24 protein-coding genes are annotated in these 25,457 nt (G+C 45.4%); 12 read left to right on the forward strand and 12 right to left on the reverse strand.

Features of this window, described 5'->3' with window-relative positions; genetic code table 11:
* Positions 1-154: 154 nt before the first annotated feature.
* Positions 155-625, reverse strand: a complete 471-nt coding sequence (locus FCL48_RS18420) for a universal stress protein (RefSeq protein WP_136874360.1) — start codon at positions 623-625, stop codon at positions 155-157.
* Positions 626-640: 15 nt separating this feature from the next.
* Entirely contained in the window at positions 641-1,138 is a 498-nt protein-coding gene (locus FCL48_RS18425; protein ID WP_136874361.1) for a universal stress protein, read from the reverse strand.
* 815 nt (positions 1,139-1,953) lie between these two features.
* On the opposite strand from FCL48_RS18425, the gene FCL48_RS18430 reads away from it, so the two are divergent.
* The 4 genes from FCL48_RS18430 (at position 1,954) to FCL48_RS18445 (ending at position 5,524) form a co-directional block, all read left to right on the forward strand.
* Positions 1,954-2,946, forward strand: a complete 993-nt coding sequence (locus FCL48_RS18430; RefSeq protein ID WP_136874363.1) for a response regulator — start codon at positions 1,954-1,956, stop codon at positions 2,944-2,946.
* A 220-nt stretch (positions 2,947-3,166) separates the two neighbouring features.
* Positions 3,167-3,688 carry a hypothetical protein gene (locus FCL48_RS18435; RefSeq protein ID WP_136874365.1) on the forward strand — a complete coding sequence of 174 codons (522 nt, stop codon included), beginning with the start codon at positions 3,167-3,169 and terminating at the stop codon, positions 3,686-3,688.
* A 205-nt stretch (positions 3,689-3,893) separates the two neighbouring features.
* Entirely contained in the window at positions 3,894-5,099 is a 1,206-nt protein-coding gene (locus FCL48_RS18440) for a cyclopropane-fatty-acyl-phospholipid synthase family protein (protein ID WP_136874367.1), read from the forward strand.
* Between the two features lie 152 nt (positions 5,100-5,251).
* A complete protein-coding gene (locus FCL48_RS18445; protein ID WP_169309278.1) occupies positions 5,252-5,524 on the forward strand; it encodes a GGDEF domain-containing protein in 273 nt (90 codons plus the stop codon).
* A gap of 98 nt (positions 5,525-5,622) precedes the next feature.
* On the opposite strand, the gene FCL48_RS18450 is transcribed toward FCL48_RS18445, so the two are convergent.
* The 10 genes from FCL48_RS18450 to FCL48_RS18495 form a co-directional block, all read right to left on the reverse strand.
* Complete coding sequence (locus FCL48_RS18450) at positions 5,623-6,348, reverse strand: amino acid ABC transporter ATP-binding protein (RefSeq protein ID WP_136874372.1); 726 nt, start codon at positions 6,346-6,348, stop codon at positions 5,623-5,625.
* A 2-nt stretch (positions 6,349-6,350) separates the two neighbouring features.
* Complete coding sequence (locus tag FCL48_RS18455; protein WP_136874374.1) at positions 6,351-7,019, reverse strand: amino acid ABC transporter permease; 669 nt, start codon at positions 7,017-7,019, stop codon at positions 6,351-6,353.
* A gap of 80 nt (positions 7,020-7,099) precedes the next feature.
* Positions 7,100-7,837 (reverse strand): glutamine ABC transporter substrate-binding protein GlnH, encoded by a 738-nt coding sequence (gene glnH / locus FCL48_RS18460; RefSeq protein WP_136874376.1) that lies wholly within the window; start codon positions 7,835-7,837, stop codon positions 7,100-7,102.
* Between the two features lie 262 nt (positions 7,838-8,099).
* The gene (locus tag FCL48_RS18465) at positions 8,100-9,368 is read right to left on the reverse strand and encodes a cation diffusion facilitator family transporter (RefSeq protein WP_136874378.1); all 1,269 of its coding nucleotides are present in this window, start codon (positions 9,366-9,368) and stop codon (positions 8,100-8,102) included.
* A 138-nt stretch (positions 9,369-9,506) separates the two neighbouring features.
* Positions 9,507-10,415: a hypothetical protein gene (locus FCL48_RS18470; protein ID WP_136874380.1), complete on the reverse strand. Its 909-nt coding sequence runs from the start codon at positions 10,413-10,415 to the stop codon at positions 9,507-9,509.
* A 145-nt stretch (positions 10,416-10,560) separates the two neighbouring features.
* The gene (locus FCL48_RS18475; protein WP_136874381.1) at positions 10,561-11,019 is read right to left on the reverse strand and encodes a NifB/NifX family molybdenum-iron cluster-binding protein; all 459 of its coding nucleotides are present in this window, start codon (positions 11,017-11,019) and stop codon (positions 10,561-10,563) included.
* A gap of 78 nt (positions 11,020-11,097) precedes the next feature.
* Positions 11,098-11,541 carry an Hsp20/alpha crystallin family protein gene (locus FCL48_RS18480; protein WP_136874382.1) on the reverse strand — a complete coding sequence of 148 codons (444 nt, stop codon included), beginning with the start codon at positions 11,539-11,541 and terminating at the stop codon, positions 11,098-11,100.
* Positions 11,542-12,035: 494 nt separating this feature from the next.
* Complete coding sequence (locus tag FCL48_RS18485) at positions 12,036-15,212, reverse strand: transglycosylase domain-containing protein (protein WP_136874383.1); 3,177 nt, start codon at positions 15,210-15,212, stop codon at positions 12,036-12,038.
* A 402-nt stretch (positions 15,213-15,614) separates the two neighbouring features.
* Positions 15,615-17,009, reverse strand: coding sequence for a sigma-54 dependent transcriptional regulator (locus tag FCL48_RS18490; RefSeq protein ID WP_136874385.1), 1,395 nt, complete (start codon positions 17,007-17,009; stop codon positions 15,615-15,617).
* Positions 17,006-19,513: a PAS domain-containing sensor histidine kinase gene (locus tag FCL48_RS18495; protein WP_136874387.1), complete on the reverse strand. Its 2,508-nt coding sequence runs from the start codon at positions 19,511-19,513 to the stop codon at positions 17,006-17,008. Before FCL48_RS18495 ends, FCL48_RS18490 begins: the two co-directional genes overlap by 4 nt.
* A gap of 318 nt (positions 19,514-19,831) precedes the next feature.
* Between FCL48_RS18495 and FCL48_RS18500 the strand changes: the two genes are divergently transcribed.
* The 8 genes from FCL48_RS18500 (at position 19,832) to FCL48_RS18535 (ending at position 25,455) form a co-directional block, all read left to right on the forward strand.
* Complete coding sequence (locus FCL48_RS18500; protein ID WP_169309279.1) at positions 19,832-20,239, forward strand: response regulator; 408 nt, start codon at positions 19,832-19,834, stop codon at positions 20,237-20,239.
* Between the two features lie 37 nt (positions 20,240-20,276).
* Positions 20,277-20,699: an HPP family protein gene (locus FCL48_RS18505; protein ID WP_136874391.1), complete on the forward strand. Its 423-nt coding sequence runs from the start codon at positions 20,277-20,279 to the stop codon at positions 20,697-20,699.
* A gap of 476 nt (positions 20,700-21,175) precedes the next feature.
* The gene (locus tag FCL48_RS18510) at positions 21,176-21,664 is read left to right on the forward strand and encodes a ferritin family protein (protein WP_136874393.1); all 489 of its coding nucleotides are present in this window, start codon (positions 21,176-21,178) and stop codon (positions 21,662-21,664) included.
* Between the two features lie 532 nt (positions 21,665-22,196).
* On the forward strand, positions 22,197-23,690 hold the full coding sequence (gene atpD / locus FCL48_RS18515; protein WP_136874395.1) for a F0F1 ATP synthase subunit beta: 1,494 nt from the start codon (positions 22,197-22,199) through the stop codon (positions 23,688-23,690).
* Positions 23,662-24,069, forward strand: coding sequence for a F0F1 ATP synthase subunit epsilon (locus tag FCL48_RS18520; RefSeq protein ID WP_205747758.1), 408 nt, complete (start codon positions 23,662-23,664; stop codon positions 24,067-24,069). Before atpD ends, FCL48_RS18520 begins: the two co-directional genes overlap by 29 nt.
* On the forward strand, positions 24,062-24,454 hold the full coding sequence (locus tag FCL48_RS18525) for an AtpZ/AtpI family protein (protein ID WP_136874397.1): 393 nt from the start codon (positions 24,062-24,064) through the stop codon (positions 24,452-24,454). Before FCL48_RS18520 ends, FCL48_RS18525 begins: the two co-directional genes overlap by 8 nt.
* Positions 24,444-24,767 (forward strand): ATP synthase subunit I, encoded by a 324-nt coding sequence (locus FCL48_RS18530; protein WP_205747759.1) that lies wholly within the window; start codon positions 24,444-24,446, stop codon positions 24,765-24,767. The genes FCL48_RS18525 and FCL48_RS18530 overlap by 11 nt, the downstream gene beginning before the upstream one ends.
* Positions 24,751-25,455: a F0F1 ATP synthase subunit A gene (locus FCL48_RS18535; protein WP_136874398.1), complete on the forward strand. Its 705-nt coding sequence runs from the start codon at positions 24,751-24,753 to the stop codon at positions 25,453-25,455. The genes FCL48_RS18530 and FCL48_RS18535 overlap by 17 nt, the downstream gene beginning before the upstream one ends.
* Positions 25,456-25,457: the final 2 nt, after the last annotated feature.

Genomic DNA, 25,457 nt, shown 5'->3' on the forward strand with positions numbered 1-25,457 from the left:
ACAATCCTGTTGGCAGGTCATTGTTTTCTCCTTTCGGTTTGTTGTTGATAATTGGCCCCGAAAGGATAAGCTTGGCCTGCCTTTTGCCAAGCTTTATATGAATTTACAGAAGGAATGGTACACTAACCTTCAATGAGCAACAATGATGCAGCTCCTATTGGTTTATAGTCAGATTGAGACTTAAGAGAGATACCGGGCAATGCCTGAATATTTTTTCTGCAGTGGTACCAAACATATAGTCTCTGAAAGTTGATCGTCCCTTCGAATTTATCACAAGAAGATCCACCTTCTCATCCTTGACAACCATGAGGATTTCTTCAAAGGGGATACCATTACGGATAATTATATGGCTGGAAACTGATTGAGGTATCCACTGTTTAACCATTTCAGCCAGTTCAGCCTCTCGTTGTTTTCTCTCATCTCCGATATATTTTTCTGGCGAGAAGCTATCTGAACTCTCATTATCCATTGCCGCGTCTAAATACTCGACTTGACGTCTGTTAATGACATTTATAGCGAAAATCTCCGCCGGATGCAGTTGGGCAATCTCTCCTGCGTATTTTAGAACTTCCTGAGAATAGGCAGAAAAATCAATACCTACAGCAATTTTCTTAATGGTTTTCATGGCTATTCCTCCCAATTATCGATTTCTGTCAGCTGTTTCGGGCCGCGCAGTTGCCCCTCTTCTGACACAGAGGACTGGCACAGGTGAATGCCGGAAGACATTCTCCGCGGTGGAACCATGGAGTGTACCTATAAGATTACTCCTGCCTTTACTGGCAATAACAACCAGATCAACGTTCTCTTCTTCTACGGTTTCCAATATTTTTTTATAGGGGTTCCCTACTCGGAAAATGATTTTAATTTTGTCTCTGTTTGCTGGAAAATACTCTTCAAGCATCTGTTCAATTTTCAGAAGCCGCGCCACCCTGGTTGTTGTTATGTATTTTTCGACGTTATCTTCTTTTGGGACCTCGGACTTTTCAAGAGGTGTGGCCTCGATATCCTGGACATTGATTACATTTAAAATCAGAAATTCCCTCTCTACCCCTTTAGTCAAGGTAAGGGCCGATTCAATTGTCTCTTTTGAGTAGTCAGATAAATCAACTCCTATCAATACTCTTTTGATATTTTTCATATTACCCCTCCCTGTCAGCAATGTGATCGTATGAAGAGTAAAAAATGCATTCCTTACAAAGAAGCTGGCCTGTTTACCTGTACCAATGGTTAACCTGCCTAATTAAGTCATTCATTGCAATTATTACGCCATCACAGGATGATGCGAAAAGATTGAATGACTGCCCACAATGTATTTTTCCTCTCCCATGAAACCTACGAGCATAGTGCTACGAGATCCTGCAAAGAATTGATGGATAAGTTTGACGACCTTTACAACAGGAAGGACTTTACCTGAAAAGGTATGCTTGAAAAATATGGAGCAACAGCTAATATCTGAGTAATACTACATTCTGTGACAGGAAGGACGAGAATATCCGACGGTGCCATTCAAGGCAGCTAATACTCGGTTTGGCAAACAGGATTCGCCCCGAACCTTTTATCAGCCCCTTAAAGTCTATGGCAGACTGTCTGAGACTGAGGGTTCAGAGTAGAATCCTAGTTGGATACACAACCAATGGGGCAGCCGATCATGTTCAAAACATCAACACACCCCTTTACACCTGTCGCAGGTAACACGAAAACCAGAGAGCAGAGGGACCTGATCGGTATCCTGGCAAAGCGCTCCATATTTTCTGGCATTTCTGCATTAGGAAAACTGAAGGATATCTAGGAAAATAAAAATTTTTTAAAATTCGAGTTGTTTGAAGAATTTTTTGAACAGGGAGAATAATTGATATTCCGAGGATAAAACTCTGAAAACACCGATGAAGTTAGGCAAATTGCCAATTTTCAAAGTGGCCTTAAGAGATTATTAAAATCACAGAGGGTAACATCATGACGCCGAAATCTATACTGCTGGTCGATGATGAGGAAACCGTCCTGGCTTCAACAGGCTCCCTGCTTGCAAAAAACAATTTTGCAGTAACTACGGCGACAAGTGGCCAGGAAGCTATAAACCTTCTGCGTGTGCGCCCTTACGATCTGGTCATTACAGATCTGAAGATGGCCGGAGTTGATGGTATTTCAGTGCTGATACAGGCAAAGATCCTCTTTCCCCATATCAGTGTTATCATCCTGAGCGGAGACGCTAAGGTCAGCTCTGCTATAAAAGCCTTCAAACTCGGAGCAGATGATTTCCTGGAGAAGCCATTTTCCAGTGATGAGCTACTGGACAAGGCGAACGGGAGTTTTGCGAAACAGGAACTTCAAAATGAGTTGCAGGAGCAGAATGAACAGCTCAAAGCTGAGATAGCAACAAGAAAAATTGTAGAAGGTCAACTCCAAGATACACGGATACATTTAAAACAGCAGATAGAAAAACAGACAATTGAACTGAGTCATACCATGGAGGAGCTGAACCTGACTTTAGCTACATTGAGAGCTGCAAAAAAAGAACTTGATCACAAAAACCTGGACCTCAACAATATCAATACTGCACTGACGGTCATGCTGCAAAGGCGCGAACAGGAGCATGAACAGATCCACAAAGAGCTTGCCGAAAAAATAGACAAAAAAGTTATACCGCTCTTAAAAAAAGCACATAACGCATTGACCGACCAATCAAAAGATTTAATAGCCACAGCAATTGAAAATCTTATGGATATCCTCATATCCCATCCCCAGAGTAATCAACTCATGTATGCAAACCTAACCCCTCGGGAACTGCAGATTGTCTACTATATTAGAAAAGACAAAACCTCTAAACAAATGGCTGCTCTTTTAGGTCTTAAAGTGAGTACCGTTGAATTTTACAGAGAAAATATAAGAAAAAAACTGCGGATAAAAAATAAACCTAAAAAAATTCGTTACTACTCTACGATAATATAGTGTTTTAATACTGCACTTTTACATAAACTGCAGTATTGCCTACATCGACTTCCTCGCACATAATTCTAGTATCTATTTACAGTGTTTATTCCCTCAGTTTAAGACTTCGTCGAGTTCCTGCATCCTGAGGGAGACAAAAATATCGACGTGTATTTCTGATAGCCAGAGGCTGGGCAAGGGTTCATTGCCATGAGATTCTCACATTAAAATGAGGAATATTATGAGCAAGATAAAGAAACAGGCAACTGTCAGGCAGAGTGTACCTTTAACAACAAGAAGTCATAAACAGACCTGTTCCCACTGCCTGCAGCTTCCTCCCTTTCCCTTTGATGACACCATTGGACATCATAGTGGCGGTAATCAATCCCTAAAAACCCAACGAACTTCAAACCGATTCAAAACCCGCGGCATAGTTGTCTTTTCTGTCGCCGGAAAACCCGCTGTCGCCAACATCAATGACATAGCTGCCGGTGGCGTATCTTTTCTCTATTCTGATGAGATTGATATCAACAGCAGTATCCTCACTATGGACATCCTCATCTTTGACAGTCAAACCAAATTTGAATACCTTATTCCCCAGATCAATGGCCAGATGACCTCCAGAACAAGTGCCCTAGCACCGAAGTGTAATGCTCAATGCTGGAGATACGGTGTTGAATTTATCGAATTTGACAGGTCAAAGAAAACCTTATCAGCTGAAATCATTCCGCCAGAAATAAAGCCACATCCTTCAATTTTCTAAAGATGAGAAAATCGACAAGATCAGATGTACTGCACTATAAAATAGATTTTTGTATGGATGCTCTAGAAGAGGGCTTGTCAGAGAAAACTATGAAGATCAGGTTCTGTCGTATTGTTCACAAAACAACAGATTCAGCATATTTAATTATAGAGGTCATAACCCCATAACGATACGTTCAGCGTTTGCATAGAAAACGAGGTTCAACATGACTTTTTCTGGAAAGAATCGTCTTCAAAACATCCTCTGTAACGCCCTGGCACAAATTGATATCGGTAATTTCAGCGTCTCCTTTTGGGATGGAAGCGTTCGTACTTTTGGCCAGGGATCCGATTTCACCATTCATTTCCAAAATAAAGAGAGTCTCAGACGATTGCTTCTTGATCTTCCGCTCGGCTTTGGTGAGGGCTATATGAACGGAGACATTACAGTGCAGGGTGATCTCAGGCAGGTGATCAACTCCGGCCTAAAGGCAGAGCAATTACATAAAACTACTTTCAAGTCACTACTCAACAGCATCAGGCTGCAAATATCACAGAAAAACAACAAGAAAGGTGACAAGTATCATATTGCACATCATTATGATCTCGGCAACGATTTCTACAAGTTATGGCTTGACCCACAGATGGTCTACTCCTGTGCGTATTTTGAAAACGACAAGGATACACTTGAACAGGCTCAACTCCAGAAATTTGCTCTCTGTTGTCGGAAACTTCAGCTCCAACCAAACGAGCACTTACTCGATATCGGTTGCGGCTGGGGCAGCCTGCTTATTTATGCTGCCAAAAACTTTGGCGTGCAGGGCGTTGGCATAACCCTCTCACAGGAGCAACTGGACTACGGCAAAGAGCAGATACAAAAGGAAGGCGTTGAGGATAAAATCAGTTTGCTTTGCCTCGACTATCGTGATCTCCCTCAACTGCAACAAAAATTTCACAAAATTGTGTCAATTGGTATGTTCGAGCATGTCGGAAAGGCAAATATGGGAATCTTTCTCAAAAATGCACGAAGTGTCTTAAGAGAAAACGGTCTCCTGCTCCTCCACACAATAGGAAAAACGATGGAGGAACCGACCAACAACTGGATAAGAAAATTTATCTTCCCTGGGGGATATCTTCCTGATCTCGGCAGAATTTTAAAGAATGCTACTCAACTTGGTTTCAGCTTCATTGATTGTGAAAATTTGCGTGTCCATTACGCCAAAACCCTTGATAAATGGAGCCGCCGTTTTGCTGAAAATGAACAACATATTCTAACGATGTTTGATGAGCGTTTTCTCCGAATGTGGCAATTTTACCTGACTGGCTGTGCGGCTGAGTTCACCTTGGGAAATATTCACCTGTTCCAATTGTTATTCTCGTCAGGAATCAGAAATGATCTCCCTCTCACCCGAAGATGGATGCTTGAGAAGTAATCAGATGACAGCGCTCTTCAGTGTGCAGCAAAAAGCCTCTGAGAATTGAAGGTGGAAGTTTGTGAAAAAAAAACCTGAATATCGACAGCAGGTCTGTCGGGTGGTGGTGCCGCACTGGTGCCGAGCAGGCTGCTGACTATAGGGTTACTCTCTTGTTTTCTTCTGCCGGGTATGGTGGTGAAGAATTTGTTGTCATCCTGTCTGAGTGTGATATTGAACAGGCGACAGAACTTGCAGAAACAATCCGGAAATCTGTCGAAAACCATACTTTTCAAAACGGAAATCCAACAATCTCTTTTACCATCAGTGCTGGAGTGACAAGCCAGATTCCCTCGCCTGATTTCAAAGTTGAGCAACTCATAGAGCTGGCCGATAGTGCACTGTACAGGGCGAAGAGAGATGGCAGGAAAACGGTCTATCGGTAATTGAGGGGCAACAAAGACGACTCTCATTATTTCCCTATCAGAAATTAGCTAGAATCGTCTTTTCATTCCAAAAAGCTGCGGTATCAGTACATCATTTTTTACGAGACGACCCTGACAAGAAAATCTTTAAGCCGCGGATGGTCTGGATTGGTGAAAAACTCCTTAGGCGGTTTATCCACCTGAATTACACCTTCATCGATAAAGACGACTCGATCCGCAACCTCTTTGGCAAAACCCATCTCGTGGGTCACCACCACCATGGTCATCCCTTCAAGAGCAAGTTGTTTCATTACTTCAAGTACTTCACCAACAAGTTCCGGATCCAATGCCGATGTGGGTTCGTCGAACAGAATTGCCTTAGGCTGCAAGGCAAGGGCACGCGCTATGGCAACACGCTGTTTCTGCCCCCCGGAGAGCTGGTCTGGAAAGTTTGCATCTTTATCACTCAAGCCCACTTTGGCAAGAAGTGCTTGTCCTAATTCATTGGCCTTGGCTCGAGTCATGCCCCTTACTTTTATTGGCCCAAGAGTAATATTCTCAAGCACCGTCATATGAGGGAAAAGGTTAAAATGTTGAAACACCATGGTAGCCTCTGTGCGAACCATATTGATATCGGTATGCTTGTCCATAATATCAAAATCGTCTACCAGAATGGTACCGCTTGTTGGTTTTTCAAGTTTATTAATACAACGTAAAACCGTTGACTTACCAGAGCCGGAAGGGCCGATAATAACCACAACCTCGCCTTGCGATACCTGAAGGTTAATACCGCGCAACACCTCAATTTTCCCGAATGATTTATAGAGATTTTGGATTTTTATCATATTTATCTTCCCTCTATTTTCATACGTTTTTCAAGTATCTGCAGCACCTTCGCAATACTCATAGTCATGGTCAGATAAATAAGGCCGACGGCAAGGTATACCTCAAAAGCCCTGAAGTTAACCGCGACAATCTCATCACCCGTTCGCAATAACTCCCCCACACCGATGATCATCAGCAATGAGGTATCTTTGAGGCTGATAATAAATTGATTTCCCAAGGGTGGTAACATACGCCTGAATGCCTGGGGCCAGATGATATAACGCATGGTTTGTATGGCATTTAAACCAATGGAACGACCGGCTTCCATCTGCCCAGAGTCAATTGACTGCACTGCGCCACGCACAATTTCAGCGATATAGGCACCAGAATTGACGGCAATAACAATAACACCAGCCCCCATGGCCGGCAGTCTAAAACCAAATGCCATTGGCAGACCAAAATAAAGAAACATCGCCTGCACCAGCATCGGGGTACCTCGTATCGTCTCTATATAAAATCCGGCGATTTTGCGAAGGACCCATGACGGAGACAATTTCATCAGACCAAAAATAGCGCCAAGAATAAAACCAAAAAAGAGACCTCCCACGGTGAGATAGATAGTGAGCTCAGCACCTTTTAAAAGCTGAGGGATTGAGTCAACAATAACTGCCGGTTCAAAGTTAAATGCCATAATGGATATCTATATGAAAAGAAAAAGGGGCAAGAATGCCACAACACGCTTGCCCCTTAAGGAGAAGGAAATGTGTTTACTTAGCGAGGAGCAACGCCAAACCATTTCTCGTAAATCTTAGCATACTCACCACTGGCTTTTAATGTAGCTAGGGCTGCGTTGACCTTCTCAACTATCGGAGAACCTTTAGGAAATCCAATACCGTATGGTTGACCTGAATAAAGGTCACCCACGATTTCAACTTTGCCAGCACCACTCTTGCTGACGAAAGATTCAACTACAGGCTTGTCAAACATAACGGCATCAACACCACCTGTCATAAGCTCCATGAACATTGCATTATCATTTGGGAAAAGATTCAGCGTGGTGTCAGGAGATTTTTCTTTCAGAAAATCAACACTGGTGGTTCCTGTTTTGGTTGCCACGGTTTTACCAGCAAGATCTGCTAATCCTTTAATCGGACTGTCTTTTGGTACAAGGAGAAGAAGACCTGAATCATAATATCCATCGGAGAAATCAATAACCATTTTACGTTCATCGGTGATTGACATACCTGCAATACCCACATCTAACTGAGAAGATTGAAGACCTGGTACAATTCCTTTGAACGCCATTGGTTGCAACTCATAATCAAGACCCGCCTCTTTTGCAATTGCGGCCCAAAGCTCCACATCAAATCCAACGTGCTGGCCCGTTGCAGGGTCTTTAAATTCAAAAGGAGGGAAGTTAGTGTCCGTGGCAACGACAAGTTTTGCAGCCGAAGCTGAACTTACAAAAACAGTAAAAACAAGTAATGCAGCTAAAAATAAATTCCTCATAAAAAGCTCCTCTTGGTATCTGGTTTTACATACGGTTTTTCAATAGGAAAATCTGGCTATTAACAAAAAATTTTTTCCTATTGTGATTGGCCATAATCCTATCGTATGGCAAGGGAATCGTCAATTTCTTTCGCATCTTCTGACAACCATAATCACCTAGCAAATTAGTGGTCAAGTCTTTGCTTAACTCATCCCAATACATGTAAGACTCTTTTTCAACTTCGGATGCAGAACCGTCCGCAGGGGGTCTTTTGCTTTTTCGTCAATCATCATCTTTCTCCTTTAATTCCAGCAAGGATGTTTTCTTAGAGCGGTTCGTTGTAGAAATGCTTTGCTCCATCTGCTGTTGACACCCTCTTTCTCCAAGAAGTTCTAAAGCTTTTTCAGCATTCGTTTTTTTGGTCAGGAGAATTTCAACACCAGCATTACCTAAAACAAAACCCGGCCCCTTACCCGCATGATCCTGACGTGAAATCAGGATATCCAGCCCATTCTCCAGCAACCAGTTGGCAACTTTTATCCCTTTGGCCTTGTCTTCAAGCAGATATGGATTTTCCAGTATTTGTTCACGGATAATCTTATTCTCTCCGGCCACAACGCTTACAAGCAGAAAGAGTGGAGCCTCACCAAAGTGCTCGGAAAGGGTTGTTTTATCCCCAGCAAGAGCCAGACCATAGGTACATATATGCCGTTGCACCGGCTGAGAATGGATAAGCACCCGATCGACCCCCGAGATCTCCATTTTTACCCTGTTTTCAAGTTCATCAGAGACCTGATGGCTTTTTTCCAAATCATTGACCCGAAGTGTCACATCCATTTCGACAAACTTATAACGCCCGGCATTTCGAGCCCAGATTGTGTTGATTTCTGCAACACGTGGATCTGCCAGGACAATTTCACGTATCTTGCTGAGACTATCGTAATCAAGAGAGGCATCGAGTAAAACCCGGACGGAGTCAATCAATAGAACAAGAGCGGAGCGGGCAATAAAAACCACGACTATCACTGCAGCGTACCTGTCTATTGCCAAACCGACAGAACTCCCGAGAAACGCCAGTAAAATGACCAGCGAGGAAAGCATATCCGTCCAGATGTGTTTTGCATCAGCAATTAAACTCGGTGATCCGGTTGCCCTCCCCTGTTTCAGTTCATATCTGGAAAAAATAAAGGTAATGACGATTGTCAGGACTATGCCAAAAACGGACAATGGAATTTGCCGAGGTAAGGCCCTTGGTGTCTCAAAAAATACAACCTTGATGATTTCATAACCGGCAAAGAGAATCAGCAGTGAGGTCACCATAGCCACAAGGTTTTCCACCTTGTACAAACCATAGGGGAACCCACGGGCACGACGCGCTGAGATTTTTATTCCAATGAGAATAATGGTCGAGGATACAACGTCAGATAAAGAATGAATAACATCAGCAGCCACCGCAAGACTGCCTGAAATTAATGCTACAGTCGTTTTGATCCCTACCAGGAGCAGGTTGGTTACAATGGACAACCAAGCCGTTTTTTCTGAGGATTCCATGTACTCATCTCTTTTGGTTGGAACAAAAACGAATCACCGTAAAGTTGAACCGTTAAGCTGCAATGGACCATGAACCATGCACTGGCTACTTGCAATTGTTCCAGCGTTGTATTTCCAAGACATTCTACGGAGCACGTTTCAACAGTGGGCAGCTCTTGTTTCGTAGTCCTCATGCCAGCCCTGCGGTACAGGGTTTGTCTTATAAAGGCGGGCTCTCTGTGCTTCAAACAAAAGACGCTCTGTTTGCATAAAATCAGCTGCACAATAGATCTTTTTACCAACCTCGACAGACAGAGCAGTCAACCATTCCGGCCCCTGCAGGTCACGCATCAGATGATGATCGAGAATAACCGTCTCCACTTTTTCAGCCAGACGAAGACCGTTTTTCCATGCTTCCCTACGCTGATCGTTGGACAAGGCACTCAAATAGAGCGGTGGCCCAGCGGCCAGTACAATATCAGGCCTCCAGTCGATAATATGCTCAATGGTTTCTGCATCCAGCAGCTGTATGTCTGAAGCATGGACAAATACTCTATCACCCAGATCAATCCTGCACATCATAACCTGTGATACCGGACCATTCTCGCTGCCACCGTGGGGTACTCCTTTTGAGAAGACCAGTGGGCCATCCGTGCACCCTTCCGCAGCATGAAAATTCGCACCCAGAAACTCTATGATGTCAGCGGCACGTTGTTTTATATGCTTTGGCTGTGAATCTTGCGACTTACCCCAGCAGCGGGTGTTTTTACAGTGCTGGGGAAGATCACCGATTGCCAGTTGGTATGGATTAGCTTCCCGAAGAGGAATATGATCCCCATGAAAATGACTGATTACAATATCGGTGGCCTCTTTTAAGACCTCAACAATCCGTTGTCGCACCCGCACACCTGTTGCTACCTGTAGTGGATGGGGAAGCAAACCATGACGCAGATAACCAAGTGCGACTCCGGGATCGATGACGACACATCGCGTGTCTGTTGTGATAACACAGCTTAAGCCTCGAACTCCAAGAGATTCTGTACCAATGATTTCAATGACTCCAGCCATGTACTCCCCGTACCCCCTACCAACCAGTATCGCTCCAAAAGTCTGAAAAAATTAATCCTGTGGAGGCCTGGAACTCTGACTTAAAGGTTGAAGCTCTCAGGCTTTTCTCCCAGAATTTTATATAACGAGAAAATTTGACTTTTTTTCAGAAACGACCTCCACCACCCATACCACGACCTCCACCCATGCCTCGTCCACATCCTCTTCCCATACCCGCTCCCGGAGCCATACCTCCTCCCTGACGCTGCGAAGCAACTTCGGTGGAAGGCGAAGTTCCAGCAAACCCGCCTGCCTTAAACCTTTCCACAACACCTTGCACAGTATCCTCAGGTGACAGCCCCTCAAAGAACCTGAGTCCAGACACCTGCAATACATTCAAGGCATTTGGCCCCAAACGGCCGGTGAATAAGGCGTCTACACCCTTATCTATGACGAGCTGAGCGGCACCTGTTCCCGCCCCCTGCACCTGTTTTGCAGCACTGTTTTCAACAACCTCGGTGGCACCAGAATCCGTGTCAACAATCATAAAATAAGGGGTCCTGCCAAACCTGGGATCTATTTTTGCTTCAATTTCTTTTCCACTTGCCGTAATGCAAAGTTTCATTTCATCCTCCTGCCATAATCATTATAAATTCTGGACGATTTCATACAACAATGTCTCAAACCTGGGGAAGAGATGACGCTATTTAACCTTGATTTCAATTTGCTTTTTCTTGCTTTCCTCTGTTTTTGCAAGGTCTATATGCAAAACTCCTTTTTCAAAAGTCGCCTCAACCTTGTCGGTTTTCACATTAACCGGGAGCTTGACCGAGCGTTTAAAAAAGCCAGAGTAACTTTCTGAGCAATAGTAATTTTTCTCTTTTTTCTCTTCTTCTTTTTTCTTTTCACCTTGTATTGTCAGAATATCATCTGAGATAGTGACACTGACATCTTTGGCATCCATACCAGGCAATTCGGCCTTCACCAGAAGCGAGTTTTCGGTCTCTTCCATATCAATGGAAGGCCATAAGGTTCCCGCAGGCATTGCAGGTAAAGTTGCATCACCCAGGAATTGCCGCCACAAATTATCCATTTCTTTACGCAGTGAAGTAAGTTCACCGCTTGGTTTCCATCGCATGAGTTCCATAATCCATCTCCTTTGATTGAAGTTTCTCCCCAGGTTTTTTAAAAAAAAATTACCAACGCAGTAACTCTTTACCTTACAGACGCCCTGCGTTCCTTGCTCCCACTTGCAGCAGTGCCAAGATCTTCAGGATGAGCGCTGTATCACGGTAAAGCTGACGTCCCTGTCAAGGAATCTTAGTGCAGAGTTTATGCCAATTGGCAGGACTCCTCATAAAGAGCTTTTGCTGGATTTACTGCGACAGTACAAAAAAATGGAGCGGGCAAAAGTTAACATCTACAAAAATTTGCAAATGATATTTGCAAATTTTGACAACATTGCACGCTGACGGACAGGAAAATGTTACAGAGAGGAGGACGGCTATCGACAAGATATCTCTACTACCACAAGAAGCTCAACCGGCTGACAGATTTCAAATGATACCTCAATGTTGCAGGTGTCATGTGATGAGCTATGCGAGGCACAAAACAGAGAATGCAATTTTTAGGTGATAGCTTTTACTGGTTTGTACCAATACTTTGATTGATGTACGGCTGCAGAATGGGGGCCATTCCCTTGAGGACCTGGAGTGGCAGTGCTGAAGTGAAACTAAAAGCATTGGCGGATCTGCCACTGACAAAGGTTGTGAGTGTACCGAAATAATTATCACCAAGGAAGAAGACAAAGGTCGCCGTTCTGTTCAAGGCTCTCGATGAGGAGCGGTAGCCCGAAGACGTCGAGGTAACGATGCGGTTGTCGCCGGTGCCGGTCTTTCCACCCATCACAAGTGGTGTACCATCTGATTGCTGGAACACGTTCACCAGCCGTTTGGCAGTGCCCTCATTGACCACTTTACTCATGGTGGTTTTCAAAATGTCGGCAACTTCAGGTAACAAGACCTGGGTAACCTTCGGCGGTGGTTGCTCAAGTAAGGTTTCATACGGGGTGTTCTGGCCAAAAAGAACACTGGAAAAACGATAGGTGGAAAACCGTTTCCCGTCATTGAGGATAATACCGACCAACTCCGCCAGCGCCGCCGGCCGGTCCCCCGAACTCCCCAGTGCAGTAGCCAGTGATGGTACCAACTGATCAAAGGGATAACCCATGTTTTTCCAGCGCCTATGAATATCAGAAAAGGCATCAATTTCAAGGACGGTCCTGATCCGTGAATCTCTGGCATTCTTTGCCTTGGTTCGTAGCAACCAGCCATAGACATCCCGCCTCGTCTGCTCGCTTTTGGTAATGGCGTCCTTGAGCGTCGTCTCACCCGGTTGCTGCAGGTAGCCAATAAGCCACAGTTCAAGGGGGTGAAGGGATGCGAGGTAGCCAAAATCCTGAAGGCTGTAGGCGCCGGGTTTGTATTTTTCATACATATTGGCGAGCTGTTTATTACTGAGGGTGGTCGCTGGCAATTGGGCCCGGATGAAATCGATATAACTCTTTTCATCCGCCTGCGGAAAGAGATGGCGGTGAATAATGGTAAGTTTCAAGGCCGTTGGCTTAATACTGGCGAGTGCAGCCGTCAGTCGCTGTTCCGTTGTTTTTCCGGCATATTTTGTCCAGTAGCGTCTTAAAAAAACGCGACTCTCACGATCGATAAATGTGTCGAGCACCTCTTTTCGACGGGGATCATGATCGTCGAGCATCAGTTGCCGGTTATTTTCCCACTGTTTGGCCACAGTATACCTGACAATATCCTGCATAATCCGAACAAAAGGAAGATTCAGAGAATTCTGCAGTGATTCCGTCACCGTTGCATATCTGTTATTGTCTTCTTTTCTAAAATTACCAAAGACATGAATACCGCCACCGGTAAAAAAACGCTCGGTGGGGTTTGCAGAATAGGTCCGCTGCATTGATGCCTCAAGCAGCGGTTTGAGTGCAATTCCCGGCTGCCCAATCAACTGGTTGCAGACCCATAAGGTCAGGACATCCGGATTGTTGTTGATGAGTTTTACCAGTTCCCGCGGTAGCCTGTTGCTGAGCTCGCCATACAGTTCTGCGATAATTTCCAGATAGGTCGCCAGGGTGCGGAGTTTGGCTGTTGAACCGAGCTCAAGCTTACTGCCTTCATTGATATCGAAAGGCAGCGTGGTGGTGTCGGTTTGAACGCGTACCATGTTGCCCGCAGGAGTTCGTTCAAACAGTGTGAAACTGTAACTGAGTTCATCCGTCTGGTCTGGTGAAAGCAGGTACCTGCCAATCAGCCCTTTCTGCTCGGCAAAACCGGACTCCTGGATGTTTTTCAAATATTGGCTGACTTGCTCCTGCAGTTCACGGTCCAGAGTGCTTACAACGGATACATCCATTCGATCAAGGGCATACAGCGATGTTTTAAATAACGCGGCAATTCGATTGCGCACCACATTAACCCCTTTATTTTGAGGGAAATGCGGGGCGGCGGTCTGACTTTTGAAATCGCGGAAAAAGATGGGCTGGGTCTGAGCAGCCTCGCCAAGAGCACTTGCGATGATTCCTTCCTGGGTAAGAAGACGTACATAGCTGTTTGCCAACACGGCCAAATCCTTCCGCCCTTTAACCAGATAATACGACGGCCGCCTGTGGGCAATCATCAGACTGATAACCTGCTTGAGGACCCTGGCCTGCATCTCCAGATCCTGGCCCGTTGGATCACTCAAATTAAGCAGCCTGTTCATTTCGTCAAAAGTTGTGCCATACCAGACATACATCCCGTCACCGAGGCCGTTGACCTCCCCGTAATCGGGGGCGCCGGAAAGCGGTACAGAGTTAAGGTAATCAAGAATCAGCTGTTTACGATATTCCGTTGTATCCTCACCGTAGCTGTAAGCCCGCACACTGGCCGAGGCCATCTGGATCAATTTGTCGCTTGCAGAAGACGTGATACCTCCTTCTGTGTGGCGAAATTTTTCGGTCTGGGTCGCGAGGGTACTTCCACCAATGGCAGGCATATCGATATGCATCATCTCGCCAGTCCTGTAAACGACAGCCTTGGCAAACCGTCCCCATTCTACGGCCGGATTAGCCTTGGGATTGGACGTAGAGAGCAACCCTCTGTTTTCAATAAAAAGTAACGATTGAATCACAGCATTGGGAATGTCGTGAAAATCCTTGTAGACTCGGGCAGGGTTCACTATTTTATAGATCGTTTTCTGCTTTGCATCTACAATACTAAGACCCGCCTGGCTCTTTTCTTTGTATGGTATGTACAGCCCCTTCTGTGCATAGTTATAAAGATCCGGACTAAAGCGGCTCTGGTGGCTTATGGCTAAACCTTTTTGCTGTATTCTTTCAAGGATGGCTGGCATGAAAACATAACCCAGCCGCTTATCGTAGGGACCGGATGTAGGGAAAACAATGGAGTCGCTTGGCCCAGGTTCAACCTGATAGGTCAGTTTCGTGGCAAACCTGCTGATATAACGGGCCTGGAAGGTTGAAGTCAGTACTTCGAAATATATGGCAGCACCACAAGCACCGAGAACTACTGTGAAAAAGAACAGCCACAACCAGGGAATGTGTCTTTTACGGGGCGATCTTTGTTCAGGACGTGACTGCTTTTCTTTTCCCGGTTTTTTAGCCGATTGACGGGTACGTTTTGCGGCTCGCGGCTGATGAGAATGTGGCGGTTCAATAGCTATACCTGAATAGCGCTCAGATGATGGTTTGTTGGTACGATTGTTACTCCCGCTGGAATCAGGGGAAACGTTGTGAATCATATTTTCTGAACTATCGCTTTTGCGATACGGTGAAGTCACCACTCACTGATAGGAATTTATAGGTTTGTAAAACTCTTTGCGGTGAACAGTTTACACTCATTTATACTATCTTTACAAGATTATAAAGGTAATAATTCTGAACAATGATGAGATATCTGCACAGCTTAACCATGACAAGCAAAAATATCCTGAATCTGCTTAAAGATAAAAAGATATCATTGAGGCTACGAATTCCACGAGACTTTCACCGTTTACTCTGTCATTGATTTCTCATGTGAGGCCAGACGGTTGCCACAATAATAGAATTATCTTGTGAAAAAGCGTAACGGCAAATTGTATTACAACCGGCCTTAAGTTTTTTACATACCTATGAACATCCCACTTTTACTCTAGAGATTTCCTTCATGGAATACCCAGTATTCTCCGCCGGTAACGGAGTGTAGAATACTTTAACTGAAGAAGTTCTGCGGCCTTGGTTTCGTTGTCTTTTGTGAGTTTCAATGCCTCCTCGATATATTGTCTTTCTACGGATTCCATAACTGAGGGTAAGTCTATTCCCTCCTGGGACAATGCAGGAAGAGTGGAGTGTGGGAGTTGACTGTTTCTGAGTATGCTGAGGTTGTTGCCATAATCCACACCGATATCTTCTACAGTCAGTTCCGGCCCCTTTGCAACGAGCGTTGCTCTTTCAATAATATTTTTTAAATGGCGGACATTTCCACGATACTGGGTCTGTTGTAAGGCTTGCTCCGCCTCCTGGGTTATCCCGGTCAAAGATTTGCCGAACTTCCGGCCAAATTCCACCAGAAAATGTCTGGCTATGGGGAGAATATCCTCAGGCCTATTATTCAGTGATGGCACTTCAAGCCTTACGACCCCAATCCTGAAATACAGATCTTCACGAAATGAGCCGTCTTCTATCATTTTCATGAGGTCTTTGTTGGTGGCTGATACTATCCTGGTCTGCACGTGACTTTTTGTTGTTCCACCAACTTTATAGTACTCACCTGAATCGAGAAACCTCAAAAGTTTCGCCTGGGCATCTAGACTGAGATCTCCTATTTCATCGAGAAAAAGGGTGCCATCTGCAGCCTGCTCGATAAGACCTTTTTTCCCTGTCGATTTTGCCCCACTAAAAGCCCCTCTTTCGTAACCAAACAACTCACTTTCCAGAAGGTCCTTAGGGATAGCTGCACAGTTGACGGTGATAAGCGGCCCTTTAAAATTTGGGCTTCTGTAATGGATGGCGCTTGCAATAAGCTCCTTGCCTGTCCCCGATTCACCTAAGATAAGGATCGGCGTATCTGCACTTTGGGAAACATTTTCAATGTATTCCATGACATTCTGAATGACCTTGCTGTCACCAATAAAAAAAGGCAGGTTTTCCTTAAGATATTGTTCCTGCAATGCTTTCACTTCTTTTCTTAAGCGAATGCTCTCCAGGGCATTTTTTATTGTCACCTCCAGAGTATCCATCTGGATTGGTTTCACAATATAATCGTAGGCACCGAGTTTCATCGCAGAAATAACGGTCTTCAAATCCTCAAAGGCGGTTATCATAATGACCACAACATCGGGATAATCTGATTTTATAACGCGTAAAGCATCAACACCATTCATTCCCGGGAGGCCGATATCAAGCAGGACCAGATCCGGGGTTTCTTTTACCATCGATTCAAGAGCTGTTTCAGCGGTTGTAAAAGATCTGGCCTGATAATCTTTTGCGAGACCAATGGCTATCCCCTTGGCCAGAGACTGCTCATCATCAACGATGTAAATGGTATATGTTACCGTCAACTTGCCACCTCTTTCTTAACAGGAAATGCTGCCGTAAACAGTGCACCTCCCCATTTGCTGGTTGAAACATGTAAGGTTCCCTGGTGATCGCTGATAATTCTGTGGCATATACTCAGGCCGATCCCTGAACCATAATGTTTGGTGGTAAAGAAAGGATCAAATATCTTGCCACGAAGTTCTGAAGCAACACCTGATCCGGAGTCGGCAACCGTTATAACTATAGATTGCACCCCAGCTGCTGTGGTTCTTTCTCCTGTTTTTATCAGGAGTTTTTTCTCTTTTTCAGGCTCTGTCATCTCTTCGATAGCATTGGTTATCAGATTCAACATCATCTGTTCAATTAACTGACTGTCCATGTAACATTCAGGCAACTTCTCATTTAAGCTCAGCTCCAGTAACACACCACTTTTTCTCAGTGTGACTGCGGATAGATCAACCGCTCCTTTCACACACTGGTTCACGTTCATAATTTGCATTTTATGCTGACTTGGCTTGGAAAAATCCATGACCCGCTTCACAACAGTTTCTATTTTGTGGGAAGCTCTATCCATTTCCTCAATAGATTCATTAATGCTGCTCAGATGATTCATATCAAAATACTCCGCGGCACAGAGCCGCTTCAAGGTACTCAGATAGACATTAATGGTGGACAGGGGATTTCTGATTTCGTGTGCGATACCGGCAGCCACACGACCAAGAGAACCCATCTTGTCCTGAATGGTAACAAGACGTTCCAGCTCCCTGCGTTCTGTGATATCCCGGGCAAAAACGCAGTTGTACTCCCTGCCGCTAAAGGTGATATGATTGACATGAGTTTCCACAGGAATAGCTTCTCCGTTTTTACAATAGTGACAGGTTTCTACCCTCCAGTTTCCAAGATGTTTCAGTCTTTTCCAGTCTGCAAAAAATGCTTCCAGGGTGAGGCTCTGGTCGATATCCATTACCGTCATGGATAAAAGTTCATTCCTTGTGCGGCCGAGTTTTTTGCAGGTTGTTTCGTTCACATCGACAATTTTACCATTTGCATCCACCCAGTAGACCATGTCATTTGCATGATCGATGGAAAAACGAGTAACGAGCAATGCCTCCGTGGCTTTACGTTTTTCCGTTACATCCTGAGCGGTTAAGATCATCAAATCCTGATCAACCAAGGGGATTCCTTTGATAGTAACAAACCGTTGTTCACCGCTTTGGGTCGTGGAGCGAAGGTTTCTCCATACCATTTTAGGCAGATTCCTGGTTACGATGCCTTTAAGCACCTTTTTCTTTACCGCTTTTCTATATTTCGGATCCGGGTACACATTCCAAAAGAAGGAATCGAAACTGTGGATCTCTTCCTTAGGCCAGCCATGTATCCTGCTGAATTCATCATTCATGTAATACACAGCTCCACCACGAATCGCGCCGACGGCAAGGCCTATGGGCAGATTATCCAGGATTGTTTCAATAAATTCTTTCCGCTTTCTCAGTTGATCTTTATTTTCCTGAAGTACCATGTACGCCCTTTTACGGTCGTTCACCTCCCCAAGTAGACTATCATAGGCGGAGGAAAGTTGTTCCGTTCGTTCCTGCACACGCATTTCCAGCTTCTTCTGTTCTTCTAGCAAATTTGCTTCCAACCGCTTCCGTTTTGTGATATCACGATTACTTGCCCGACGGCCGAGATAATTCCCCCCCTCATCGGTTACGGTCTGACAGATATGAGATATCCAGACTTCCCGTCCCTCGCGGTTTATGATACGAAAATCTATCTGGCAGGTATCTTCCATCGTCATTTCCTGCTCATAATGACGCTGAAATTCTTCCATGTCATCTGGATGTATCATGGTTTTCAGGAGCCCAGAATTGCTCTGAAAATCTTCAATTCCATAGCCGGTAATCCGTTCGCATGAAGGCGATATATAGATGAATTTTCCTTCAGGATTTATCCAGTATTCCCAGTCGTAGATCGACTCCGCCACAATACGGAGTGTTTTTTCCCGTTGTCGCAGCTCATGAAGTGCCCGTTGACACTCGGCCAGCTCCAGCCCCTTCTGATGACCAATAATTTCAGGGTGGCCCTCGGCATAATTGTTCTCTTTCAGGCTTCCGACATCTCTCAGAGGCTTGTGACAGGTGATATCCTGCAGGGTTGTGAGCGCCCCAGTGATTGTACCATGAGCGTCTTTAAGGGGAGATGCCGTGAGGTAATACCAGCGACCTTCATGAGAAATATCAGGGAAAAATATTTCTGCCTCATATGCTCCAGTCACAAATTTTGACTGTCGTACGCCTTGAGCAAAATGACTGACGAACACCCCTAGCGGCGCCCTCTCAACAATAAGGTCTGCCAGAACCTGCTTTTCCTCTTTGTAGAAGGCCTGCCACTGTCTCTTTGTGCCGATCATTTCAGCTGCCTGAAGGCCCGTCAACTGTTCACAGGCAATGTTCCAGTGGGTGATCAAATGGTTATGATCTATTGCAAAAGTCGGGATCAAACTTACGTCAAGAAGTTGTGCAATCATCGTTTCACCTTAGACAGGTTATGCCACACAGTCACTGTACAATCTGACAATATAAACAACTGCGGAATACTGATTCTTTTTACGCTTTTTCACGTTACACCTCCACCGGCTAATCTGCAAAAAATTGTAACCATAATATGAAAGATTTTGCACTTACATGACCAGGAGCCGCAGCCAGGGTAACACCCGCCCCTGAACATGTTGATACAAGCTCGTAACAATGGGCCTTCGGCCCTGGCATAATTTCTGCAAATCTTCATGCTGAAAGATCTATTCCAAAGATTACGACAACCTCCTGGCAAGAGAGGAAGAGTATTCATGTTAACCAAAGAGAAAATCCTCCTGATCGATGGCGATGAAGGGGTCAGAAAATCGTTATCATTGTTTTTCGGGGCTCGCAACTACCACCTCCACACCGTTGAAAATGCCATGCAGGCACTCATCTCAATACAGAAACAAGCCTATGATATTATCCTGTGTGATGAGGTATTACCGGATATGGATGGTCTGGATTTTTTCAAAATCATAAACAACAGATGTCAGGAAACCATTAAAATTCTTATTTCGTTTTATGGGAATAACACAACCTTAGAAGAGGTACGCAAAAGAGGTGTCGACTGGCTGCTCACCAAACCTTTCTCCGGTGATGAGGTAGAGGCAGCCCTGCTTGTATTGATCAAATCCAAGCAGGGTAAGAACAGCCGGTCCCCAAAGGAAAAGTGCTGATGTAAGGAAGTTTTACCACCAAAACAAGGAGAGCCACATGGAAACGACGACAGCAAAATTGGATGAAATACTTGTCAGAGACATCATGACCAGAGGAGTCGTAACAGCACAATACAGCCTCAATTTACACGAGATTGCCGAGATGATGAGTGAAGATTCTCTCTCTTGTGTTGTTGTTGTGGACCAGAGCGATGAAGCGGCAGGAATTATTTCCTGCCTTGATCTCGTCAAAGCCTTTAGTGAAAAATCAACCACAGATATTGAACGTATCACCGCTGAAGAGCTCATGACGCCTCACATTGTTGAGGCCTATCCTGACATGAACCTCAAAGAAGTCGCCAACATCATGGTCAGCAAAAATGTCCACAGAGTGATCGTTCTCTCCCCCGTTGGCAGAAAGCCTGTTGGTGTTCTTTCGGACAGTGATATTGTAAAACAGATGCAACGTGTCCATTTCTAAACCGATAAAGGGAAAACTCTTGTAACAGTACCTCAAAATTGCGTTCTTTGTTTTGCCCTTTGACAAGATATTTGCAGGTAAAGAAGACTCCGGCAGAAAACTACGGCTGCATGTCTGATGCCTTGCATATCTGCCCTCTAGGCACTTGCAATATTTAGGTAGTGCCACGGTTTCTTGGTCTGGTTGGAGTCGGTTCAGTTACAGGAACAGAAAGGATGAACATATTACCTGCGTTATCAAGGGGTTGCGGTTATTATCACAGCAACCCCCATAGTACCTCATCTCCACAATCATGATACATATACAAAATTGAGGCAGGACCGAGAAATATAACACATGAAGAGAGTTATATAATGTGATATATACGGGATATCGAAGGGTAGTATGACACGAGCTTTGATTGAAATAATTTGATGAGCCAGCAGAATAATGGGCTGATCTATACATCCACACCAGAAAACTGAAGGAGAGTTATCATGAATGTGTTTGAATTTGCAATGAAAATGGAAAAAGATGGAGAGGCATTTTATCGGGAAATTGCCAAGAAAACCAATAATGCTGGCTTGCAGAAGATTTTCAACACCCTGGCGGATGAAGAAGTTGTTCACTACAATACATTTAAAAAGATTTATGAGAAATCACCTGCAAAAGCGGTCGAAAGCAATGTTCTTGATAAGGCCAAAAATATATTTATAGAAATAAAAGACGCCGGTGGTTTAGATCTTTCCTCTGAGACCCTGCAGACCGAGGCTTACGAAAAAGCGATGGAAGCTGAGAAAGAGGCCTATACCTTTTATGAGCAGAAAGCCAATGAGAGCGAGAGTCAGGAAGAAAAAGATATCCTGATGACCTTTGCCCGCGAAGAACGTCGACACTATCAGCTTCTGAAAAACGTCCTCGAGTTTGTCGGCAGACCGGATCAATGGCTGGAAGATGCTGAATATACGACGATGGAAGAGTATTAAAGATAGTATTGCCCGTCTGCAGGATAGCAATTGAACTCCCGAATCTTGATGAATCCGTCAAGATTCGGCTTCAAATTACCGACCTTTTACCCCTCACAGACCACCAAAATTCCTCCCTGCCCTATCTGCCTCCGCACTGCGACGACTTTGTTCATCCGTAAGACCGATGTAACCGTTTTAAGAGACAGAGACCATAGCCCCAAACGCAATACAGAACTCGCACACACCTTTCCCATCCATCGGTCCGGCTATTGTTCCCACTGTTTTGCCACAGCCAATCTGCAAAATCTTGTATTGCAAAGGTGCGTGTTTTTGTAAATGCAACTCCCTTATAACAAAAAATCACCCCCCATACTGCACTATCCTGCCTAAAACAAGAGCAAATCTGAACACACAATAACATCACACCACTGGCATAGTTTCTGCTCTAGTTACTGATATACAAATATCATTGATACCGTAAAAGTTGAGAAGCTCTTAAAAATTCATCTTGTCCGTACAGATGGGCTCTGACAAAAGGATAATATAGCGAATGAACCCCGTTGACAACAAGGTCAGTCATTTAAACATCGGTACCGTCGTTTCGGTACGGGGCAGTGTCGTTGACATACGTTTTGATGTCCACTTGCCGCCCATTTATTCGTTGCTTCAGGCCGGAAATGGCAAAATCCTCATTGAGGTGTTATCGCAACTCAACAGGCGCCGGGTACGTGGTATCGCCCTGACAGCAACGGAAGGCCTCGGACGTGGCATGAGAGTTGAGGATACCGGCGGATCACTGAAGGCCCCGGTGGGTAAGGGATGCCTGTCTCGCATGTTTGACGTCTTCGGTAATGTCCTTGACCGGCAGGCGCCCCTTACTGACGTGGAATGGAGAAGTGTTCATCGCTCCCCGCCACCACTTATTCGTCGATCTACCACCTCTGAAGTTTTCAGGACCGGTATTAAAATTATTGATGTCCTGGCACCACTTGAACGTGGAGGTAAGGCCGGCCTCTTTGGTGGAGCCGGTGTTGGCAAAACTGTGCTGCTCACTGAAATGATCCATAACATGATCGGACACCACGAGGGAGTCAGCCTGTTTTGCGGGATTGGCGAACGATGTCGCGAGGGTGAAGAACTCTACCGTGAGATGAAGGACGCTGGTGTTCTGAAAAATATGGTGATGATTTTTGGCCAGATGAATGAACCTCCCGGGAGTCGTTTCCGCGTCGGTCATGTGGCGCTAACCATGGCCGAATATTTCCGTGACGACCTGCACCGCGATGTCCTGCTGCTCATCGACAATATTTTTCGTTTCATCCAGGCCGGTTCAGAAGTCTCAGGACTGATGGGACAAATGCCTTCCCGCCTCGGATATCAGCCCACAATGGGAACGGAGTTGTCGCAGTTAGAAGAGCGTATCGCCAATACCGACGCGGGTGCAATCACCTCTATTCAGGCCGTATATGTTCCAGCCGATGATTTTACCGACCCAGCGGCCGTCCATACCTTTTCCCACCTTTCCGCCTCGCTGGTACTTTCCCGTAAACAGGCAAGCGAAGGATTGTACCCTGCCATTGACCCCCTGCAGTCGAGCTCAAAAATGGCCACACCTGGTATTGTTGGAGAATACCATTATGCGCTGTCCCAGGAAATCAGACGGACCCTTGCACAATACGCGCAATTGAAAGATATCATCGCCATGCTTGGACTTGAACAGCTTTCGCAGGAAGACCGCAAGATCGTTGCCCGCGCCAGACGGTTGGAGCGCTTCCTGACTCAATCTTTCTTCACCACAGAACAGTTTACCGGGCAGAAAGGCAGACTCGTTACCGTTGAAGACGCCCTTGATGGATGTGAACGTATTCTCGCCGATGAATTCAATGACTACCCCGAGAGTGCATTCTACATGATCGGTACCATTGATGAGGTAACACGCGATCGTAAATCCCAGGCTCAATCCAGTGTCAAAGGGCTGCAAAAGAGGGCAAATAAAACTCACACGGAGGGCGAAAATGTTACAGCCCAAACCTATGCATCTTAAAATTCTCCTGCCCTTTGGGATCTTTACCGAAAAGTCTGGCGTTTTGCGAATCGTTGCAGAAACCAGTATAGGCTCTGTTGGGTTCCTGCCCCAGCGGCTCGACTGCGTTGCCTCCCTTATCCCCGGGATTCTGATCTTTGAAACCCAGGAGGGTGGTGAGGAGTTTGTGGCTGTCAACGAAGGAATAATGATTAAAACCGGCACAGATGTGTTGATCTCGGTGCGCAACGCCATATCCGGAAAAGACCTTGGCGGATTACGCCAGGCGGTTGACCAGGAATTCTTGAGGGTAAATGAACAGGAACAGAATGTTCATTCAGTGCTCGCAAAACTTGAAAGCAGCTTTATTCACCGTCTTGCAAGGTTTGGTCATGACTGAAAAAAATGAGATTCAACAAAGGTCAGATAACTCAACACCATCCAGGAAATCAGAAGAACCAAGACATTCTACCAAACCGGTACATCCTCATTTTGTCCGGGAAGTAGGTGAAAGAGCTGTCCGTAAGCTCCGTGCCCGGCGGCACGAGAGCAGGACAATCTGGTTCGGTCTTGGCATGATGGGACTGATCGGTTGGTCAGTGGTTATTCCGACCTTATTTGGCACCATGCTTGGTCTCTGGCTTGACAAACATTATCCAGAAGGCAGGTCCTGGACCCTGGCTTTGCTGGTTGGAGGCCTTTGTATCGGCTGTTTTAATGCCTGGCATTGGGTTGCTAAAGAACACCAGGCCATACGGGAGGAACAGGAAGAAAATGATGAATAGCATGCTCATACCTGCTCTGGCAGCCATCGCCGGTGCAGTGCTCGGAGGAATATTCTTTGGAGGCCTGTGGTGGACGGTTCAAAAAGGAGTCTCTTCCCGACAGCCTGCACTGTTATTTATTAGCAGCTGGCTTCTGCGGACAATCATCGTCACGGCTGGATTTTATTGTATCACAAGAGGACACCTGGACCGGCTCCCGGCCTCTCTTATCGGCTTTACCCTCGCCCGTTTTGTTGTAATGCGGGGAACAGACAAACAACCGATATCTCAACACTTACCTGTACACGGGGCCAATCATGAAGCTGAGTCCTGATGAGATCATTTTCTGGCAATACGGGTTCATTAAACTCAATGCCACAATCGTATTTACCTGGGCTTTGATGTTACTTCTGACTGTCAGTGCCATAGTTATTACCCGTAACCTGGCAACGGATCACAAACGATCGCGCTGGCAAAACCTTCTGGAAATCGTTGTCACCGCTATTGAGAAGCAGATCGAAGAGGTCGGTCTCAGTCAGCCACGGAAATATCTCGGCTTTCTCGGCACCCTCTTTCTCTACGTTGGTGTCGCCAGTCTCTGCACTGTCATCCCCGGCTACAAACCACCGACCGGTTCTCTCTCGACGACTGCAGCTCTCGCTCTGTGCGTCTTTGTCGCCGTTCCTTCTTTTGGCATCAAAGAGCAAGGACCAGGTGGCTATCTCAAGTCCTATATGGAACCGACATGTATCATGCTGCCGTTCAACATCATCAGCGAACTTACCCGCACCCTCGCTCTCGCCGTCCGCCTCTTTGGCAACATCATGAGTGGCGAAATGATAATGGGAATCCTGCTCTCCATAACCCCTTATATTTTTCCCATCGTCATGACCCTTCTCGGTCTGCTTACCGGTATGGTGCAGGCATATATATTCAGCATCCTGGCGGCAGTCTATATCGCTGCGGCCACACGGGTCAAGACAACAAAACCGAAGACCCAGCTACCCGCGAACCCCCTCTGAAA

Origin of the sequence: Desulforhopalus sp. IMCC35007, assembly GCF_005116575.1 — a bacterium.
Taxonomy (GTDB): Bacteria; Desulfobacterota; Desulfobulbia; order Desulfobulbales; family Desulfocapsaceae; genus Desulforhopalus_A.

Excerpts from the sequence above, each read along its gene's own strand:
- FCL48_RS18525 (WP_136874397.1), top strand. The coding sequence starts at position 24,062 with ATGACTGAAAAAAATGAGATTCAACAAAGGTCAGATAACTCAACACCA.
- FCL48_RS18535 (WP_136874398.1), top strand. The coding sequence starts at position 24,751 with ATGAAGCTGAGTCCTGATGAGATCATTTTCTGGCAATACGGGTTCATT.
- atpD (WP_136874395.1), top strand. The coding sequence starts at position 22,197 with ATGAACCCCGTTGACAACAAGGTCAGTCATTTAAACATCGGTACCGTC.
- FCL48_RS18475 (WP_136874381.1), bottom strand. The coding sequence starts at position 11,019 with ATGAAACTTTGCATTACGGCAAGTGGAAAAGAAATTGAAGCAAAAATA.
- glnH (WP_136874376.1), bottom strand. The coding sequence starts at position 7,837 with ATGAGGAATTTATTTTTAGCTGCATTACTTGTTTTTACTGTTTTTGTA.
- FCL48_RS18470 (WP_136874380.1), bottom strand. The coding sequence starts at position 10,415 with ATGGCTGGAGTCATTGAAATCATTGGTACAGAATCTCTTGGAGTTCGA.
- FCL48_RS18425 (WP_136874361.1), bottom strand. The coding sequence starts at position 1,138 with ATGAAAAATATCAAAAGAGTATTGATAGGAGTTGATTTATCTGACTAC.
- FCL48_RS18510 (WP_136874393.1), top strand. The coding sequence starts at position 21,176 with ATGAATGTGTTTGAATTTGCAATGAAAATGGAAAAAGATGGAGAGGCA.
- FCL48_RS18435 (WP_136874365.1), top strand. The coding sequence starts at position 3,167 with ATGAGCAAGATAAAGAAACAGGCAACTGTCAGGCAGAGTGTACCTTTA.
- FCL48_RS18430 (WP_136874363.1), top strand. The coding sequence starts at position 1,954 with ATGACGCCGAAATCTATACTGCTGGTCGATGATGAGGAAACCGTCCTG.
- FCL48_RS18520 (WP_205747758.1), top strand. The coding sequence starts at position 23,662 with ATGTTACAGCCCAAACCTATGCATCTTAAAATTCTCCTGCCCTTTGGG.
- FCL48_RS18495 (WP_136874387.1), bottom strand. The coding sequence starts at position 19,513 with ATGATTGCACAACTTCTTGACGTAAGTTTGATCCCGACTTTTGCAATA.
- FCL48_RS18420 (WP_136874360.1), bottom strand. The coding sequence starts at position 625 with ATGAAAACCATTAAGAAAATTGCTGTAGGTATTGATTTTTCTGCCTAT.
- FCL48_RS18455 (WP_136874374.1), bottom strand. The coding sequence starts at position 7,019 with ATGGCATTTAACTTTGAACCGGCAGTTATTGTTGACTCAATCCCTCAG.
- FCL48_RS18440 (WP_136874367.1), top strand. The coding sequence starts at position 3,894 with ATGACTTTTTCTGGAAAGAATCGTCTTCAAAACATCCTCTGTAACGCC.
- FCL48_RS18485 (WP_136874383.1), bottom strand. The coding sequence starts at position 15,212 with ATGATTCACAACGTTTCCCCTGATTCCAGCGGGAGTAACAATCGTACC.
- FCL48_RS18450 (WP_136874372.1), bottom strand. The coding sequence starts at position 6,348 with ATGATAAAAATCCAAAATCTCTATAAATCATTCGGGAAAATTGAGGTG.
- FCL48_RS18500 (WP_169309279.1), top strand. The coding sequence starts at position 19,832 with ATGTTAACCAAAGAGAAAATCCTCCTGATCGATGGCGATGAAGGGGTC.
- FCL48_RS18530 (WP_205747759.1), top strand. The coding sequence starts at position 24,444 with ATGATGAATAGCATGCTCATACCTGCTCTGGCAGCCATCGCCGGTGCA.
- FCL48_RS18480 (WP_136874382.1), bottom strand. The coding sequence starts at position 11,541 with ATGGAACTCATGCGATGGAAACCAAGCGGTGAACTTACTTCACTGCGT.
- FCL48_RS18505 (WP_136874391.1), top strand. The coding sequence starts at position 20,277 with ATGGAAACGACGACAGCAAAATTGGATGAAATACTTGTCAGAGACATC.
- FCL48_RS18465 (WP_136874378.1), bottom strand. The coding sequence starts at position 9,368 with ATGGAATCCTCAGAAAAAACGGCTTGGTTGTCCATTGTAACCAACCTG.